This is a genomic window from Brevundimonas sp., assembly GCF_036732845.1.
In the GTDB taxonomy this organism is placed as follows: domain Bacteria; phylum Pseudomonadota; class Alphaproteobacteria; order Caulobacterales; family Caulobacteraceae; genus Brevundimonas.
The window spans coordinates 1-17,537 of sequence record NZ_DAINBO010000003.1 but is presented as its reverse complement, the minus strand read 5'-3'; the positions used below and the strand labels follow the sequence as shown (position 1 = coordinate 17,537).

At 69.7% G+C, this 17,537-nt stretch carries 14 protein-coding genes, 1 tRNA gene and 1 pseudogene; 10 read left to right on the top strand and 6 right to left on the bottom strand.

Going from position 1 to position 17,537, the window contains the following annotated elements; genetic code table 11:
* The first annotated feature begins 255 nt into the window (after positions 1-255).
* Positions 256-1,617, top strand: coding sequence for a M23 family metallopeptidase (locus V7D63_RS01910; RefSeq protein ID WP_333590560.1), 1,362 nt, complete (start codon positions 256-258; stop codon positions 1,615-1,617).
* An 87-nt stretch (positions 1,618-1,704) separates the two neighbouring features.
* Here V7D63_RS01910 and V7D63_RS01905 read toward each other — a convergent pair whose 3' ends face one another.
* Positions 1,705-1,842, bottom strand: coding sequence for an entericidin A/B family lipoprotein (locus V7D63_RS01905; protein WP_333590559.1), 138 nt, complete (start codon positions 1,840-1,842; stop codon positions 1,705-1,707).
* 101 nt (positions 1,843-1,943) lie between these two features.
* Between V7D63_RS01905 and V7D63_RS01900 the strand changes: the two genes are divergently transcribed.
* Positions 1,944-3,629: a thiamine pyrophosphate-dependent enzyme gene (locus tag V7D63_RS01900; RefSeq protein ID WP_333590558.1), complete on the top strand. Its 1,686-nt coding sequence runs from the start codon at positions 1,944-1,946 to the stop codon at positions 3,627-3,629.
* A 42-nt stretch (positions 3,630-3,671) separates the two neighbouring features.
* Here V7D63_RS01900 and V7D63_RS01895 read toward each other — a convergent pair whose 3' ends face one another.
* Positions 3,672-4,148, bottom strand: coding sequence for an Lrp/AsnC family transcriptional regulator (locus tag V7D63_RS01895; protein WP_333590557.1), 477 nt, complete (start codon positions 4,146-4,148; stop codon positions 3,672-3,674).
* 145 nt (positions 4,149-4,293) lie between these two features.
* Here V7D63_RS01895 and ald point away from each other — a divergent pair, with 145 nt between their 5' ends.
* On the top strand, positions 4,294-5,412 hold the full coding sequence (gene ald, locus V7D63_RS01890; protein WP_333590556.1) for an alanine dehydrogenase: 1,119 nt from the start codon (positions 4,294-4,296) through the stop codon (positions 5,410-5,412).
* A gap of 46 nt (positions 5,413-5,458) precedes the next feature.
* Here the strand turns inward: ald and V7D63_RS01885 are convergent, their stop codons facing one another.
* The gene (locus V7D63_RS01885) at positions 5,459-6,139 is read right to left on the bottom strand and encodes a hypothetical protein (protein WP_333590555.1); all 681 of its coding nucleotides are present in this window, start codon (positions 6,137-6,139) and stop codon (positions 5,459-5,461) included.
* Positions 6,140-6,273: 134 nt separating this feature from the next.
* Here V7D63_RS01885 and V7D63_RS01880 point away from each other — a divergent pair, with 134 nt between their 5' ends.
* The 4 genes from V7D63_RS01880 to V7D63_RS01865 are packed head-to-tail and all read left to right on the top strand — an operon-like array spanning position 6,274 to position 9,820.
* Positions 6,274-7,425 carry an acyltransferase family protein gene (locus tag V7D63_RS01880; protein ID WP_442882105.1) on the top strand — a complete coding sequence of 384 codons (1,152 nt, stop codon included), beginning with the start codon at positions 6,274-6,276 and terminating at the stop codon, positions 7,423-7,425.
* A 37-nt stretch (positions 7,426-7,462) separates the two neighbouring features.
* Positions 7,463-7,996 (top strand): CHAP domain-containing protein, encoded by a 534-nt coding sequence (locus V7D63_RS01875; protein ID WP_333590553.1) that lies wholly within the window; start codon positions 7,463-7,465, stop codon positions 7,994-7,996.
* Positions 7,997-8,023: 27 nt separating this feature from the next.
* Positions 8,024-8,992 (top strand): magnesium transporter CorA family protein, encoded by a 969-nt coding sequence (locus V7D63_RS01870; RefSeq protein WP_333590552.1) that lies wholly within the window; start codon positions 8,024-8,026, stop codon positions 8,990-8,992.
* Between the two features lie 24 nt (positions 8,993-9,016).
* Complete coding sequence (locus V7D63_RS01865; RefSeq protein WP_333590551.1) at positions 9,017-9,820, top strand: tryptophan 2,3-dioxygenase; 804 nt, start codon at positions 9,017-9,019, stop codon at positions 9,818-9,820.
* Position 9,821: 1 nt separating this feature from the next.
* Here the strand turns inward: V7D63_RS01865 and V7D63_RS01860 are convergent, their stop codons facing one another.
* Entirely contained in the window at positions 9,822-11,876 is a 2,055-nt protein-coding gene (locus V7D63_RS01860; RefSeq protein WP_333590550.1) for a S46 family peptidase, read from the bottom strand.
* Between the two features lie 157 nt (positions 11,877-12,033).
* Between V7D63_RS01860 and V7D63_RS01855 the strand changes: the two genes are divergently transcribed.
* Both V7D63_RS01855 and V7D63_RS01850 read left to right on the top strand, forming a co-directional pair.
* On the top strand, positions 12,034-14,793 hold the full coding sequence (locus V7D63_RS01855) for a PAS domain-containing protein (protein WP_333590549.1): 2,760 nt from the start codon (positions 12,034-12,036) through the stop codon (positions 14,791-14,793).
* Complete coding sequence (locus V7D63_RS01850) at positions 14,790-15,185, top strand: response regulator transcription factor (RefSeq protein WP_333590548.1); 396 nt, start codon at positions 14,790-14,792, stop codon at positions 15,183-15,185. Before V7D63_RS01855 ends, V7D63_RS01850 begins: the two co-directional genes overlap by 4 nt.
* A gap of 22 nt (positions 15,186-15,207) precedes the next feature.
* Here the strand turns inward: V7D63_RS01850 and V7D63_RS01845 are convergent.
* Positions 15,208-15,284: transfer RNA gene (locus tag V7D63_RS01845), tRNA-Arg, on the bottom strand.
* A 154-nt stretch (positions 15,285-15,438) separates the two neighbouring features.
* On the opposite strand from V7D63_RS01845, the gene V7D63_RS01840 reads away from it, so the two are divergent.
* Entirely contained in the window at positions 15,439-17,169 is a 1,731-nt protein-coding gene (locus V7D63_RS01840; protein ID WP_333590547.1) for a gamma-glutamyltransferase family protein, read from the top strand.
* A gap of 10 nt (positions 17,170-17,179) precedes the next feature.
* On the opposite strand, the pseudogene V7D63_RS01835 reads toward V7D63_RS01840, so the two are convergent.
* Positions 17,180-17,537 (bottom strand): annotated as a pseudogene (locus tag V7D63_RS01835) (lipid A-modifier LpxR family protein); the annotation flags it as partial.

Here is a 17,537-nt window from a genome sequence, read left to right as displayed (position 1 = left end):
TCGGACACCAGCAGCCAAGCATAACGCCGCGATGCTTGAGCCTAGACTTTGAGAACCCGTCGCAGACATCATCATCGCCCAGCCGATGTCGTGATCGTTACGGCGCCGGTTAACGGTTTATATCCCTCATGCTTCCCATAAGGGGTGCGACGGGTTATAGGCGTGACCTTCGCGGCTCGGGGGGACCTTGGGCGCGATCCTTGCTTATGTGAGTGGTCAGGCGCCGGTTGGGCGTCGTTGTTTGTTCGGGGACAGATGGCTCAGTTCGATCCACGTCGCCAGCCGATGCGTCTCGCGCCGCACGCCTTCACGGCGCTGGCGGCCGTTTCGGTGGCCTTGCTGGCCGGGCGCGTCTATCAACCCGCGCGGGCCGAAGAGGTTCCCGCCCTGACCGCCGCCCAGATCGAATCCCTCGAAGTCCAGGCCTTCGCCGCCGCCGCCGCGCCCGCGGGCCTGACCGCGCCCGAAGCCGTCCCGGTTCAGATCCGTCGCGGCGAGACCTTTGAACAGGCCGTGCGCCGCACCGGTGTCTCGGATCAGGACGCCTCGGCCGTGGCCGCCACCGTCGCCAACGCCCTGGACGTCGATCAGATGCGCGCCGGTCTGCGTTTCGAGACCGCCATTTCGCGGCCCCGCGCCGGTCGCGGCGACGCCCGGCTGATCGGCCTGACAATGCGCACCGGCCCGGCCAGCCAACTGACCGTCTCGCGCAGCTTCGACGGCGCCCTGCGCCTGCGCGCGCTGGAGGAGAAGGTCACCCACGAGACCATGGTGCTGAAGGGCGACGTCGAGCGCTCCCTGTCGGCCAGCGCCCGCGAACTGGGGGCCACCGCCTCCATCGTCCGCGCCGCCAGCCGCCTGTTCGCCAGCAAGTTCGACATGCAGCGCGATGTGCGCGCCGACGACGAATTCACCCTGGTGTTCGACCGCCAGGTGACCGAGGCCGGCCGCACCGTCGATGTGGGCGAGCTGCTGTACGCCCAGTTGCGCGGCCAGACCTTCTATCGCTTCACCCCCAAGGGGTCGCGCACGGCCCAGTATTTCGATTCCAACGGCAAGAACCTGCGCTCGGCCATGATGCGCACGCCGTTGCAGAGCTTCCGCCGCGTCTCCTCGGGCTTCGGCTTCCGTCGCCATCCGATCGCCGGCTATCGCAAGATGCACCAGGGCATCGACTTCGCCGCCGGCACCGGCACGCCGGTCGTGGCCCCCGCCGACGGCGTGGTGGTCGAGGCGCGTCGTTGGGGCGGTTACGGCAACTGGCTGCGCATCCGCCACGCCAACGGGCTGGATTCGGGCTATGGCCACCTGTCGCGCTACGCCTCGGGCGTCCGCGCCGGTCAGCGCGTCAGCCAGGGCCAGGTGGTCGCCTATGTCGGTTCGACCGGCGCCTCGACCGGCCCGCACCTGCACTATGAGATCTGGCGCGGCGGCCAACGGATCAATCCGGCGGGCATCCGCACCACCGAGGGCACCGAGCTGACCGGCGCCGACCTGGCCGCCTTCCGCGCCGAAAAGGCCCGCATCGACCGCATCATCGCCGCCGGAGGCGAGCGCAAGCCCGCCCTGCAACAGGCGTCGGTCGAAGGCCTGCGCCCGGCCCAGACGGCCGAATAGGGGCCTTGGACATCAAACGACGAAGGCCCGCCGAGCGTTCGGCGGGCCTTTTTCATTCGCACCGGTTCAGGCGCGCCGGAAGCGGCTTTAGTTCTTGGCCTGTTCGGCGCCGCTGGTGACGGCCGAACCGGCGGCCGAGACGTCGCGGCCCAGGCCCGAAATGGTGTTGCAGGCCGAAACGGCCAGGGCGGCGGCGACGGCGGCCAGGGCGATGATCTTGCGCATGAGAACTCCCTCGGGGGTGAATTGAAACCTGGGCCGTAAACGCCAAGCGTGGCCGTTCGGTTGCATGGTCAAGGCCCGGAGGGTCTGCTAACGGCCACGCCATGACCCAAGCGCCCAAAAACCAGCCTGAAGGCACCGCCGCCCGCCGCCTCGTCGAAACCCTGGTGATGAACGGCGTCGACCGCGTCTTCTGCGTGCCGGGCGAAAGCTATCTGGCCGTGCTGGACGCCCTGGCCGACGTTCCCGACCGCATCCAGGTGATCACCTGCCGGCACGAAGCGGGCGCCGCCAACATGGCCGAGGCCTATGGCAAGCTGACCGGCAAGCCGGGCGTCTGCATGGTCACGCGCGGGCCTGGCGCGACCCATGCCTCGATCGGGGTGCATACGGCGCACCAGGACTCCACGCCGATGATCCTGTTCGTCGGCCAGATCGCCCTGACCGACCGCGGCCGGGGCGCCTTTCAAGAGGTCGACTACCGCGAGGTGTTCGGCGGCCTGGCCAAGTGGGCGACCGAGATCGAAAGCCCCGAACGCACCGTCGAGATCGTCGAACGCGCCTTCGCCACGGCCTTGCAGGGCCGCATGGGACCGGTCGTGGTGGCCCTGCCTGAAGACCTGCTGCACGCCCCTGGCGGCGCGGCGCCCATCCGTCCGGTGACGCCCGCCAAGGCCGGTCTGGACCCGGCTTTCGCCGATCAGGTGCGCGAGGCCCTGTCCAAGGCCGAACGCCCCCTGGTGGTGCTGGGCGGTTCGGGCTGGACCGAACAGGCGGCGACCGCCTTCGGCGACTGGGCCGAGCGCCTGGGCCTGCCGGTCGCCCTGTCCTTCCGCCGCAAGGACCTGATCTCCAACGACCGGACCAACTATGCCGGGGACCTGGGCCTGGGCTGCAATCCCAAGCTGACGGCGCGGGTCAAGGCCGCCGATCTGATCCTGGCCGTCGGCGCCCGCCTGGGCGAGAACCCGACCCAGGGCTACACCCTCTTGGACCGCGCCAAGACGGCCGAGACCCTGATCCACATCCATCCGGGCGCGGAGGAGCTGGGCCGCGTCTGGACGCCCCGGCTCAGCGCCGCGGCCGACAATTCCCTGGCCGCCCTGGCCCTGTCGAGCCTCGACCCCGGCCGGACCTGGCATGATCAGGCCCAGGCCGCCCACGCCGACTATCAGGCCTTCACGACCCCGGTTCAGGTCACCGGCGCGGTGAACATGAGCCAGTGCATGGCCCATCTGGCCGAGGTCCTGCCCGCCGACGCCGTGATCACCAACGGCGCGGGCAATTTCGCCGCCTGGCTGCATCGCTTTTATCGTCACCGCGCGCGCCACACCCAATTGGCCCCGACCTCGGGCGCCATGGGCTACGGCTATCCGGCCGCCGTCGCCGCCAAGGCGGTCCATCCAGAACGCGAGGTGATCTGCATCGCCGGGGACGGCGACTTCATGATGACCGGACAAGAGATCGCCACCGCGGCCCAGCACGGCCTGGGCGTCGTGGTGGTGGTGGTCGACAACGGAACCTACGGCACCATCCGCATGCACCAGGAAACCCACTATCCGGGCGCGCCCAGGGTCATCGCCACCGACCTGAAGAACCCCGACTTCGTGATGTACGCCCAGGCCTTCGGCGCCTTCGCCGTGCGCTGCGAAACGACCGAGGCCTTCCCGGCGGCCCTGGCGGCCGCGCGCGAGGCGGCCAGGGGCGGCCGCCCGGCCCTGGTGCACCTGATCACCTCGGCCGAGGACATCGCCCCCGGACGCACGATCAGCGGCCTGCGCCAGGCCTAGACGGGCCACGACCGGCCCGCGCCGTCGCGACGCGCCTCAGGCTCACACCGGCAGGGCCACGCGCTTGACCACCGTGCGCATGGCGATGCTGGACGAGACCCGCGTCACGCCGGGCAGGCGGGTCAGTTCGCGCGCGTGAATCCGCTCCAGATCGTCGATGTCGCGCACCACCAGCCGCAGCAGATAGTCGCTGGACCCGGTCATCAGATAGCATTCGACCACTTCGGGCGCCGTCGCCACCGCCGTCTCGAAGGCCGTCAGCACGCCCTCCGCCTGGGACGACAGGGTCACGGTGACGAAGACGCTGATCGGCAGGCCCACGGCCCGTTCATTGACCACGGCGGCGTAGCGGCTGATGACGTGTTCGGTCTCCAGCGCCCGCAGGCGGCGCAGGCAGGCGCTCTCGGACAGGTTCACCGTGCGGGCCAGGTCGGCGTTGGTCATGCGCCCGTCAGCCTGAAGCGCCCGCAGCATCTTCCGATCGATATCATCCAAGGCTACGGCGGAAACCGTCTTCATTCGACGCCTCATTCACAGATTCTGCGACTGTATGCCGATCAGTCAGCAAAAAGAACAGGAACCTGCGATCCGACCGCCGCTAGATTGCGCCGCGAAAAGGCGACCGTCCGACAGAGGCGGCGCTTCGGAACATAGGAAACGTCCCATGCGCGTCGGCGTCCCCAAGGAAATCAAGAAGAACGAGCACCGCGTCGGCCTGACTCCGACCGCCGTGCGCGAATATGTGGCCCACGGCCACACCGTCTCGGTCCAGACCGGCGCGGGCCTGGGCGCCGGCTTCACCGACCAGGACTTCAAGCGCGCGGGGGCCAAGATCGTGCCGACGGCGGCCGAGGTCTTCGCCGAGAACGACATGATCGTGAAGGTCAAGGAGCCGCAGAAGGTCGAGTGGGAGATGCTCCGCGAAGACCAGATCCTGTTCACCTATCTGCACCTGGCGCCCGATCCCGAACAGACCAAGGGGTTGATCGCCTCCAAATGCGCCGCCGTGGCCTATGAGACGGTCACCGACGCGCGCGGCGGCCTGCCGCTGCTGGCGCCGATGTCGGAAGTGGCCGGACGCATCGCCGTCTTCTCGGCCGCCGAGACCCTGCTGAAGCACAACGGCGGCATGGGCCTGCTGTTCTGCGGCGTGCCGGGCGTGGCCCCGGCGCGGGTGCTGGTGCTGGGCGGCGGCGTGGTCGGGCTGAACGCGGCGCGCATGGCCGCGGGCCTGGGCGCCGAGGTGGTGGTGATGGAACGCTCCATCCCGCGCATGGCCTATATCGACGAAGTCACCGGCGGCCGGGTCATCACCCGCTATTCCTCGATCGGCGCGATCGAAGAGGAACTGGTCAAGGCCGACGTCATCATCGGCGCCGTGCTGGTGCCGGGGGCCGAGGCGCCCAAGCTGATCAAGCGCGAGCATCTGAAGCAGATGAAGCCCGGCTCGGTGCTGGTCGACGTGGCCATCGACCAGGGCGGCTGTTTCGAGACCTCCAAGCCGACCACCCACGAAGACCCGACCTATGTCGTCGACGGCGTGGTCCACTACTGCGTCGCCAATATGCCGGGCGCGGCGCCGCGCACTAGCTCCGAGGCCCTGAACAACGCCACCCTGCCGTTCGGCCTGGCCCTGGCCGACCACGGCCTGGAGGCGCTGAAGAAGGACCCGCACCTGGCGCGCGGCCTGAACGTGCTGAAGGGCGAACTGACCTATCCGGCCGTGGCCGAGGCCTTGGGCCTGAGCTGGTCCGACCCGTTCGGCGTCTGGGCCAAGGGCTAAACTGAACGCTCTCCTCCCTGTCGCGGGGCGATGGGGAGGATAAGGATCAGATCGCGCCGTCCACCGCGCGTTCCAGCTCCTGCTGGGCCTTGTCCGAATCCTTCCACTCGTCGTCAGATGGCGGGTTCAGGTTCAGATGCGCCTCGCCGCGCACCTTTTCGCGCGCCTTGCGCAGGTCGCCGACCATGATCTTCACCAGATCGAAGAAGCCCTTGTCGGCGACCATGTCGGTTTCTTTCGCGGCCAGGGCCGACAACCGGTCTTCGGCCAGGGCCGAGGCGGCGGCGCCATAGGCCTGACGCCCCGCCCGTTCCGCTTCCGACGCGGCGGGGGCGGCGGCGGTCTCGGCCTGTTTGGCCTGGGCGTCGCGCGCCTGTTCGGCCTCGCGCCGGATCATGGCCAGATCGCCCTGGCTGACGTTACGGCCGCCCGCGTCCTTATAGGCCTCGACCGCCGCCTTCAGCTCACGCGCCAGCCCGGCGGCCATCTTCAGGGCCGCGCGCCCATCCAGCTTCAACATCATGCCCAACGTCTGCATCCGCTGCCAGACGGCCTGCATCTGCTGATAGGCCATGGCCTTCTTCTGCTCGCGGGCGGCGCGGCGCGTGTCCTGGACCGAGGGCAGGACGGCCGAGGCGGTTTCGCGAGCCTCCGCGCGCGGCCGCGAGGCGGCGATGATCGGGGGCGCGGCCGATGCGGCCGTCGTCAGCTTGGCGTTCGAGATCATTCTGATCTCCCGTGTTTCACGCGCCAGCCTAGGCGGCGGGGCTTTCGATCCGCTTAAGCCCCCGACCGGCCGTCCCCGACGCGGACAGGCGCCCGCTTAACGCGAAAAAAACGCGGCGCGTTCATCCTGCGAAGATGGACACGCCCTCACACGCCTCGAAACACGTCGGTCCCGCGGACCTCAAGCCGTTGACCGCGCTGCGATTCCTGGCCGCCCTGTGGGTGGTGCTCTACACCTTCTGGCCCAACCTCGACGTCGGCTTCATGCCCAATCTGGCGGCCAAGGGCTATCTGGGGGTCGAGCTGTTCTTCGTCCTGTCGGGCTTCATCCTCAGCCACGTCTATCTCGAAGCCGTGGGAGAGAGGCGCTACCGCTACGGCGGCTTCCTGTGGGCGCGGATCGCGCGGGTCTATCCGCTGCATTTGGCGACCCTAGCGGGCGTAGGCGCCCTGGGCGTGGCCGCCACGGTCGCGGGCATGAGCATCGACGCCCGCATCCTGAGCTGGGAGACGCTGCCGGCCAATCTGCTCATGGTCCACGCCTGGGGCGTGACGGACGTGGCGGGCTGGAACCATCCGTCCTGGTCGATCTCGGCCGAATGGTTCGCCTATCTGACCTTTCCGCTGTTCGCCGCCGTCGCCTGGCGGCTGCGGAACCGGGCCGTCGGCGCGGCGGTCGGGGCGGGGCTGCTGTTGTGCGCGGCCTATCTGGCGTTCGAACGGCTGGCGGGCTTTCCGCTGACGCAGGCGACCTATCACTGGGGCGCGCTGAGGATCGTGCCCTGCTTCGCCTACGGCTGCGCCCTTTATCTGATTCACCGCCGAGGCGGCGTGCGGCACGGCGCCCTGATGGCGACGGCGGCGGCCCTGGGCATGGCGGTCTCAGCCTCGCTTCTGGCCTGGGACGGGATCACCGTGCTGCTGGGCGGCCTGGTCATTCTCGGCCTGGGTTCGACGGCCAATGCGCGTGCGGGCGTCATGGCGTCGCGGCCCGCCGTCTATCTGGGCGAGGTCTCCTACGCCCTCTACATGGTCTGCGCCCCGTGGCAGCTTCTGGCCGTCAACCTGGCCGCCAAGGCGACCGGCGCGGCCGACAACCGCCTGCCGCCGTGGGCCTGGATCGCGGTGGTCGCCGCCCTGCCCCTGGTCGCCATGATCGCCCACCACCTGGTCGAGCGTCCGGCGCGGACCTGGCTGAAACGTCTGGCCGAACGGCGCGCGGGCGCGACGAAATCGCGCACGAATTCGCCTGAAAGGGTTCTTCAACCCTCGGAAACTATCGTCTAAGGCTTGGCCCGGACGTAACAGTCGGAAACAAACCGATATGATGAAACGGCTCTCGGCCGCGATGGTTGCGGCGACCCTGGGCTTCTTCGCCCTCGGCGCCCCTGCGGCCCAGGCCGACCAGCCCTATTGGCAGTGCGTGACCTTCGCGCGCATGTTCTCGGGCATCAACATCTTCGGCGACGCCTGGACCTGGTGGCGCCAGGCCGTGAACACCCTGCCTACCGGCCATGCGCCCGAGACCGGCTCGGTCCTGGTGTTCCAGCCCTATGGCGCCATGACCCGCGGCCACGTCGCCGTGGTCTCCGACATCCTGACCGAGCGGGTGATCCGCGTGACCCACGCCAACTGGGGCGGCAGCCGCGGCCGGGTCGAGGAGAACGTCACCGTCGTGGACGTTTCCGACGAAGGCGATTGGTCTCGGGTCAAGGTCTGGTACAACCCCATTCGTGACCTGGGCACGACCGTCTATCCGACCTACGGCTTCATCTACAAGGAAGCCGGGAACGCCGCCGTCGGCGCGTTCGAGAACGGCCGTCGCATGGCCCAGGCGGGCGCCCCGGGCGCCCAATAAGGCTCCAGCCTCTTTCGGGAGGCGTCCTTGATCCGCATCTTCCGCACCGGCGGCGCGACCTGCCAGATCGTCGACGTCGTCGATGACGCCTTCCAACTGCCGCCCGACCTGGTCTGGCTGGACCTGATCGCCCCCACGCGCGACGAAGAGCTGGTGCTGGAAGACCGGCTGGGCCTGTCCCTGCCCACGCGCGAGGAGATGGTCGAGTTGGAGGCCTCCAGCCGCCTGTACCGCGAGAACGGCGCCACCTACGCCACCGCCGACCTGATCCACAACGGCGACGCCGACATCCCGGCCATCGACCCGGTGACCTTCGTGCTGACGCAAGGGCCGCTGGTGACGATCCGCTATTTCAACCCGCGTCCCTTCGCCATGGTGGACGACCGGTTCGCGCGCGAGCCGGGGCTGTGCACGGGTCCGGCCACGATTTTCCTGCAATTGATGGAGGCGTCGATCGACCGGACCTCGGACGTGCTGGCGACCAACGCCGCGCGGGTCGAGACTATCGCCACGAACGTCTTCACCGGCGCCCACGCCTCCAGCGCCAGCTATGAGAAGCTGATCGGCAAACTGGGCCGCGCCCATATCGCCAACGCCCGCATCGAACAGAGCCTGTCGGGCCTGGCCCGCATCTTCGCCTTCGTCAGCCTGGACGACCGCATCGAACGCGCGGCCGATCCGCGCGAGCACCTGAAGAGCCTGAACCGCGACGCCGCCAGCCTGTTGGCCCACGCCCAGGCGGTGGCGCAGAGCATCAATTTCCAACTGTCGGCGGCCCTGGGCCTGATCAACATCCAGCAGTCCTCGATCATCAAGATCGTCTCGGTGGCCTCGGTCGCCTTCCTGCCGCCGACCCTGGTGGCCTCGATCTACGGCATGAATTTCCGCCACATGCCCGAGCTGGCGCAGATGTGGGGCTATCCCTTCGCCCTGGCGCTGATGCTGTTGGCCGGGGTCGGGCCGTTGCTGTGGTTCCGCAAGAAGGGTTGGCTCTGACCGCCTGACGGGCGATACCGGGCCATGAGCGAAACCACCCCCTCCGACATCACCTACGCCGGTTATCTGGCGCTGGACGATCTGCTGGCGACCCAACACCCGATCTCGGACGAGCACGACGAGATGCTGTTCGTCGTCATCCACCAGACCAAGGAGCTGTGGCTGAAGCAGATCCTGCACGAGGTGGCGCTGGCCCAGAGCCTGGTGCGGGCCGGTGATCTGGTCCCCGCCTACAAGAGCCTGGCGCGGGTCAGCCGCATCCAGGCGGTGATGACCCAGAGCTGGGACATCCTGGCCACCATGACCCCGGCCGACTATCTGCGGTTTCGCGGGGTGCTGGGGTCCTCGTCAGGCTTCCAGAGCGACCAGTTCCGCCGGTTCGAGGCCGCCCTGGGCCTGAAGGACGAACGTTTCCTGCGCCATCATGAGGGCCGGCCCGAGGCCCATGCGGCGCTGAAGGCCGCCATCGCGGCGCCCAGCCTTTACGACGACGCCCTGTCGCAACTGGCCGCCGCCGGCCTGCCGGTGCCGGCCGAGGTGCTGAACCGCGACGTCAGCCGCCCTTATGAACCGTCCGAGGCCGTCGAGGCGGCCTGGCTGATCGTCTATCGCGACCCGGAACGGTGGTGGCCGCTGTACCAACTGGCCGAAAAGCTGATGGACTTGGACGACGCGCTTCTGACCTGGCGGCACAAGCATGTGGTCACCGTCGAGCGGATCATCGGCCGTCGCCGCGGCACCGGCGGCACCGAGGGCGTCGGCTATCTGACCGAGACGCTGAAGCGCCGCTGCTTCCCCGAGCTGTGGTCGCTGCGGACGGCGCTGTAGGTCAGCGCCCTTCCAGCTCGGCGACCAGGCCGGGCATGTCGTAGATCTTGGTCAGCACCTCGGTGACGATCTGGGCCGAGACGGCCACGGCGCGGTTGGCCGAACCGTCGTACAGATAGGCCCCGCCCAGCGACGGCAGATTGCCGTCGAACACCGCCGCGATCACCTCGCCGTCCGCGTTCAGCAGGGGCGAGCCGGAGTTGCCGCCGACGATGTCGTTGGTGGTCGCCACGGTGAAGACGGTGTCGCGGTTCAACCGCTCGCCGCGCGCCTGCAGATCGTCGGACAGGACGAAGGGAACCGCGCCGGTGGCGCGTTCGTACAGGCCCGCCACCGTCGTGCGCGACGGGACCTCGCGGCCGTTGTCGTTCCAGCCCGCCACCCGGCCGTAGGAGAAGCGCAGGGTGCCGGTGGCGTCGGGCGCGTCGACCGCGCCATAGACGGCGAAGCGGGCGCGGGCCAGGGCCTCGCCGGCGCGGCCGGACGGGCCGGAAACCTCGGCGCGCCAGGCCTGGGCCATGTCGCGCGCGGCGGCGTCATTGGCCAGGACAAAGCGGATCATCGGGTCCTGCGAGGCCCGGATCGCCTCCATGCCGCCCTGGAACAGGGCCGTGCGCGCCGCCGGATCGGCCAGGGTCGATCCCTCGGCCAGGGCCTCGCCCAGGGCCTCGGGGCTTTGGCGGCCCAGCATGGCCTGGACCGCGGGCGCGTCGGTTCCCAGCGCCTCGCGCGTCTTGTTCAGCCAGAACTGGAGATAGAGGCTCTCCAGCGGCCGGTCGATGTTGCGGGCCTGGGCCAGGGTGCGGCCCATGGCGGCCAAGGCCGCGTCGGAATAGCCGGGCAGACGTTCGCCCTCGGGCTTGGCCCGTTCGGCCGCGGCCCGCACCAGTTGGCGTGCATAGCCGTACAGCGCCGAACCGCCGCCCGCCCCGCTCTCCAGGAAGCTGTAGCGGTCCAACAGGCGCGCCTGGGCGGCCTGGGACCGGGCCATCTCGTCGAAGGCGGCGCCGACCGAGGGATCGCGGGCCACGGCGGCGGCGCGGAACTCGGCCTCGGCCGCCTCCAGCCTGGCCCAGGTCGCCGTGTCGGCCAGCGCGCGGTGCATGCCGTACGACCGCTTCAGATTGTTCTCGGTCCCGCGCAGCACATCGCGCGTCATGCGGGCGTTTTCGTCACTGAGACCGGCGAAGAAGATCAGCCGCCCGCGCAGCTCGGACAGCCGCTTGATGTTGGCCGGCAGACCGAAGTCGCGGTCCTGGCGCAGTTCGGCGATGGTCTGCAGACGCTGGGTCGAGCCGGGATTGCCCGACACGAACACCGGCTGTCCGTCCTGGATCGGCGCCGGGTTCCAGTGCAGATGATTGGGCGTCTCGGCCGGGCGGTCGCCGTCGTAGGCGCGCAGGAAGGCCGCATCCAGGGCGAAGCGCGGGAAGTTGAAATTGTCCGGGTCGCCGCCGAAGATCACCGCCTGGTGTTCGGGCGCATAGACCAGCCGCACGTCCGAATAGCGGCGGTAGCGATACAGCTTGTACTGACCGCCCGCATAAAAGCGCACCACCTGACAGCGATGCGCCGCATCGTCGCCGCAGCCCTCGCGTTCGATGGCCGTGGTCTCGGCAGTCAGGGCGCGGCTGAAGTCGCCGCCCGACTTGCCCGCCGTGGCCGCCATGACCCGTTCGGTCACGTCGGTGATCGACAGCAGGACCGAGGCGGTCGATCCGGGGCAGCGCAGCTCTTCCTCGCGCGACTTGGCCCGCACGCCGTCCGACAGCAGGTCCTGACCCGGCCGGGCGTTGGCCTGCACACACGACCGGATGCAGTGCTGGTTGGTCAGGATCAACCCCTGGTCCGACACCAACGAGGCCGAGCAGCCGCCCAGATTGACGGAACCCAGCCGCACCTTGTCCAGCCAGGCCTGGTCGATGGCCGTGCCCAGGGCGGCGTTGACCTGTGCCAGGGGCACGGCGTCGTACATCCACATGCCTTCCTCGGCGCGGGCGGGAACGGCGGCGAGCGTCAGGGCGGCGGCGGCGGCGATCAGGGCGGCGGATTTCATCGACGAGGTCTCATCACTTGAACGACGGCTCTCGATTGCCACGCCGGGACCGCCACGTCCAATGCCGGGCGAGATTCGGCCGGTAACCAAATCTTCGCGCGCGAATGCTCTGATGACACCGGTGACGCGGGCTTCGACCCGATAGGACAACGCCCATATGCCCCGGCCATCGCCCGACGATCCCGCCCAGAGATTGATCGCCTTGGCCTGCACCGTGCTGGACGCGCCGGTCGGCCTGTTGTCGCTTCATGGCGACGACCGCACGATGTTCCGCGCCGTTCACGGCCTGGACGTCAAGACCATCCACAGCGACGTCAGCGTCACCCGAATGCTGATCGAACGCGGTCCCGACGGCCTGATCGTCATCCCGGACGGCCGCCAAGACCCGAGGGTTCGGGACCATCCGCTGGTCGCCGGGCCGACGGGCCTGCGGTTCTACGCCGGGACCACGGTGTGCGACCGAAATGGGCGGCCGGTCGGGTCGATCGGGGTGATGGACCAGAAGGCCCGGTCGGGGCTGGACACGGCCCAGACGGCCCTATTGCGCGACCTGGCCCGGATGGCGGGCGACCTGATCGACCGTCAGGCCGACGACCGCGCCGCCGCCAAGACCGCCGAGACCCTGGACATGGCCGAATCCATGGCCGGCGTCGGTCACTGGCGGCTGGACTTCACCACCGGCAAGGTCACCTGGTCGGACGAGGTGTTCCGCATTCACGGCCTGGAACGCGGCACGGTCGATCCGACCGACTACACCACCATCGGCCGTTATCACCCCGACGATCTCGCCACGCTCAACCAGCTCGTCGCCCGCGCCAAGGCGACCGGCGAGGGCTATGACGCCCGACTGCGAATCTCGCGCTACGACGGCGAGCGCGTCACCCGCGCCCGCGCCCGCTGCGAGCGCGACGAGACCGGCGCCGTCGTCACGCTGTTCGGCATCTTTCAGGACATCACCGACAGCGCCCGCGCCCTGGAGCAGCAAGAAGAGCTTCTGAGCACGCTGAAGATGGCCGAGCGCGTCGCCGGCCTGGGCCACTGGCGGTTCGAGGTCGCGACCGGAAAGGTGAGCTGGTCCGACGAGGTCTATCGCATCCACGGCGTCGATCCGGCCGTCTTCGACCCCAGCTATGACGACGCCATCGCCTTCTATCACCCCGACGACCGTCAGGCGGTGCGCGACTGGGTGGCCGCGGCCCTGGAGACCGGCGCCTGCTCCGACTTCCGCCTGCGGCTGATCCGGGCCGACGGCGAGCAACGCACCGTGATCTCGCAATGCGTGCCCGAGCGCGGCGTCGACGGCCGGATCGCGGCCCTGTTCGGCGTGTTCCAGGACGTCACCGAGACCGAGCGCGCCGTCGAGAAGGTGCGCCGCAGCGAGGCGCGCTATCGCCTTCTCGCCGACAATGTCGGCGACGTCATCGCCCGCATCCAGCCGGGCGGACGCAGCAACTACATCTCGCCCGCCATCCACGCCCTGTTGGGTTACACCGCCGAGCAGATGGCGGGCATGAAGGCCCAGGACTTCGTCCACCCCGAGGACCGCCGCGCCGTTCTGGCGGCCATCGAACGCGGCCTGGCCGGAAAGGGCAGCCAGCGACTGCAACACCGCGCCGTGCACAGGGACGGCGCGACCGTCTGGGTCGAAAGCCATTTCCAGGCCGTGCCTGACGGCCGCGGCGGCGTGCGCGAACTGGTGGTGGTGATCCGCGACGTCAGCAAGCGCAAGGCGCTGGAAGAGGAACTGGTCGAGGCGCGCAACACCGCCGAGGCCGGCGCCCGGGCCAAGTCGGAATTTCTGGCCAATATGAGCCACGAACTGCGCACGCCGCTGACGGCCGTGATCGGTTTCGCGGGCCTGCTGAAGGGCAGCGACGCCCTGGGCGCGCAGGAACAGCGCTTCGCCGACCGCATCGGCGTGGCCAGCGAGGCCCTGCTGTCGGTCATCAACGACATTCTGGACGTCTCCAAACTGGACGCCGGCGGGGTCGAGCTGGAGGCCCGCGCCTTCTCGCCGCGCGACCTGGCCGAAGGCGTGACCGGCATCATCGAGGCCCAATGTCAGGCCAAGGGGCTGGCGCTGGACTGCGTGATCGCCCAGGACGCGCCCGAGGCCCTGGTCGGCGACGAGGGACGGCTGCGTCAGGTGCTGCTGAACTTCCTGTCCAATGCGATGAAATTCACCGAGCACGGCACGGTGCGGCTGGACCTCGGCGTCCAGGACGGACGCTTGCGCGCCGCCGTCAGCGACACCGGCGTCGGCATCGCCCCCGACAAGATCGACCGCCTGTTTGAACGCTTCACCCAGGCCGACGCCTCCACCAGCCGCACGCACGGCGGCACGGGCCTGGGCCTGGCCATCTCCAAGCGGCTGATCGAGATGATGGGCGGCGAGATCGGCGCCTTCAGCCGACCGGGCCGAGGCTCCACCTTCTGGTTCGAGGTCCCCCTGGCCGCCGCCGACGGCGTGGCGGCCGCGCCCCAGGCTTTCGAGGACGACGCCCAGGCGCAGCCCCTGCGCATCCTGATGGCCGACGACGCCGCCGCCAACCGCGAGCTGGTCACCCTGATGCTGGGCCAGGCGGGCGGCCTGATGGTCGATACGGTCGAGAACGGGCAAGAGGCGGTCGCCGCCATGCGGGCCGGGGGCTACGACCTGGTGCTGATGGACGTGCACATGCCGGTGATGGACGGCCTGGCGGCGACGCGCGCCATCCGCGCCGAGGACGGGCCGTGGGCCGACACGCCGATCATCGCCCTGACCGCCAACGTCGACGCGCCCCAGATCGAGGAGACCCGACGCGCCGGAATGGACGCCCATGTCGGCAAACCCATCCAGATCGCCGAACTTCTGTCGTGCATCCGCCGGGTGACGGCGGCGGCCGACACCGAGCAGAGACAGGAAGCCGCCGGATGAAGCGCAGCATCTTGGTCGTCGACGACGACGCCTTCATTCGTGAACTGGTCGATGTGACCCTGACCCAGGCGGGCTTTCACGTCGTCACGGCTTCGTCCGGCCAGACGGCGCTGGGGGTTCTGGGTCAGGTGCGGATCGATCTGGTGCTGCTGGACATCCACATGCCGGGCATGGACGGTTTGGCGGTGCTCGACGCGGCGGCCCGCCGACACGGCGCGCGCATCCCCATCGTCATGATGACCGCCGACAGCGGCGAGGACAAAGTCCGCGAGGCCCGCCGGATGGGCTGCGCCGGCTATGTGGTCAAACCCTTCACGCCGCAGAACCTGTGCGCCCGCGTTCAGGCCTGCCTGGACGCGCCGCGACCCACCCACACCCGCTGGGTGGCCTGAGGTCGATCAGATCAAGGGAAAATGGCGCACCCGAAGAGATTCGAACTCCTGACCCCCAGATTCGTAGTCTGGTGCTCTATCCAGCTGAGCTACGGGTGCGCACGCCTTTCGGCGAGGGCGGGTCTTTAGCCGCTGACGCGCGGGCGCGCAAGCGGGCGACGGCGGATTCTGCATCCGGGGTTGGCGAGGGCCTGCGCAACGCCTAGGTCGGAGGGGCCGCGCCCTCCCCGTCGCGGCGCGTCCGGGATCGTCCATGTCTTTTCGCCGCAGCCTGATCGCCCTTGTGCTCGTCGTCGCCACGGCGGCGTCGGGGTGTGCGGCCGGAGCGGCGCGCGCGCCGAATATTCCGCCTGTCGCCGCCCCGGCTCCGGCGCCCGCGCGCGGGCCGTTCGTGGCGGCGGCCAATCCCCTGGCGGTCGAGGCGGGGATGAAGGTGCTGCGCGACGGCGGCTCGGCCGTCGATGCGGCGGTGGCGGTGCAGGCGGTGCTGGGCCTGGTGGAGCCGCAGTCCTCGGGCCTGGGCGGCGGCGCCTTCATGATGCTGTACGACGCCGCGACCGGAGAGGTCACCAGCTATGACGGGCGCGAGACGGCGCCGTCGGCGGCGACGCCCGAACTCTTCTATGAAAACGGCCGCCCCCTGTCGTTCGGCGACGCCGTGCTGTCGGGTCGGTCGACCGGGGCGCCGGGCGTCGTGGCCATGCTGGGCATGGCGCATCACGCGCACGGCAAACGGGCCTGGAGCGGCCTGTTCGGCGAGGCCGAGCGCCTGGCGCGCAACGGCTTCGTGGTCAGTCCGCGCCTGGCCGGCTTCATCGCCGCGACGCGCGGACAGGCCCGCACCCGCTGGGCCGACGCCTATTTCACCAAGCCGGACGGCGGCCGCTATCAGGCGGGCGACGTGCTGAGGAACCCCGAATACGCCCGCACCCTGCGCGAACTGGCGGCGGGCGGAGCCGAGGCCTTCTACAACGGCCGCATCGCCCTTGAGATCGCGGCCGTGGTCGCCGAACAGCCGCGCCCCGGCCTGCTGAGCGCCGACGACATCGCCGCCTATGCGCCGATCGAGCGCGGCGCCCTGTGCCGTCCGTATCGCGTCGTCTGGATCATCTGCGTGCCGCCGCCGCCGTCCAGCGGCGTGGCCGTGCTGCAATTCCTGGCCATGGCCGAGGCGACGCCGGCCATCACGGGCGGGCCGAACGATCCCGGCGCCTGGGCCGCCTTCGCCCAGCTTCAGCGGCTGATGTACGCCGACCGCGACCGCTATGTCGGGGACCCGGCCTTCGTCGGCGTGCCGGTTCAGGGCCTGTTGGACCCCGGCTATGTCGCCGCCCGCGCGGCCCTGGCGCCCGGCCTGACCGGCGCGGCCCAGGCGGGCGCGCCCCCGGGCGGGATCATCACCGGTCCCGACGCCACGCGCGAACCGGCGGGCACGTCGCATTTCGTCGTCATCGACGCCGCCGGAAACGCCGTCAGCATGACCACCACGGTCGAAAGCGTCTTCGGCTCGGGCCGGATGGCGGCGGGCTTCTTCCTGAACAACCAACTGACCGACTTCAGCTTCGCGCCGACCCGGCCCGACGGCGGCCCGGCCGCCAACGCCGCGGCGGCGGGCAAGCGGCCCCGCTCGTCAATGTCGCCGATCCTGATCCTGGACCGGAACGGCCGGTTCGTCGGGGCGCTGGGTTCGCCGGGCGGGTCGTCGATCCTGGCCTATAACGCCAAGGCCCTGATCGGTGTGCTGGACTGGAATCTGTCGATGCAGGCGGCCATCGATCTGCCGAACCTGGTGGCCAAGGGCGACGGCTTCGGCGCCGACACGGCCCTGTTCAGCCCCGAGATGCGCGCGGCCTTGGCCCAACGCGGCGTCGTGCTGGGCCAGAACACGTCCGAGAATTCGGGCCTGCACGGGGCGATCTGGCGCGACGGACGCTGGGACGGCGGAGCCGATCCCCGGCGCGAGGGCGTGGCGCGGACTCAGTGAGCCGAACCGCTCACCACTCCGGCTTGATCGACAACTGGAAGGCCACCAGGCCTTCGGTCACGTCATTGTCCAGGCCCCGGCCGCTGCGCAGGCCCTCGGCCTCGATCTCGCGATAGACCAGGCCGAACGAGCCTTGCAGGTCACCCCGGCGATAGGCCACCCCCAGGGAGGCGTCGCCCAGGAAGGAGCCGGCGTCGTGGCTGTAGCCCGAGCGGGCGAAGTCGCCGTCGCGGGTGCGGGCGAAATTATAGCCCACCGCTCGGCCCGAACCGGCGGCATAGACATACCAGCGGGCGCGCTCGCCGAAGGCCGCGCCGTCGCGCACCTCGGCCGAACCGATGCGCACCGTGGCCCCGGCCTCGGCCGAG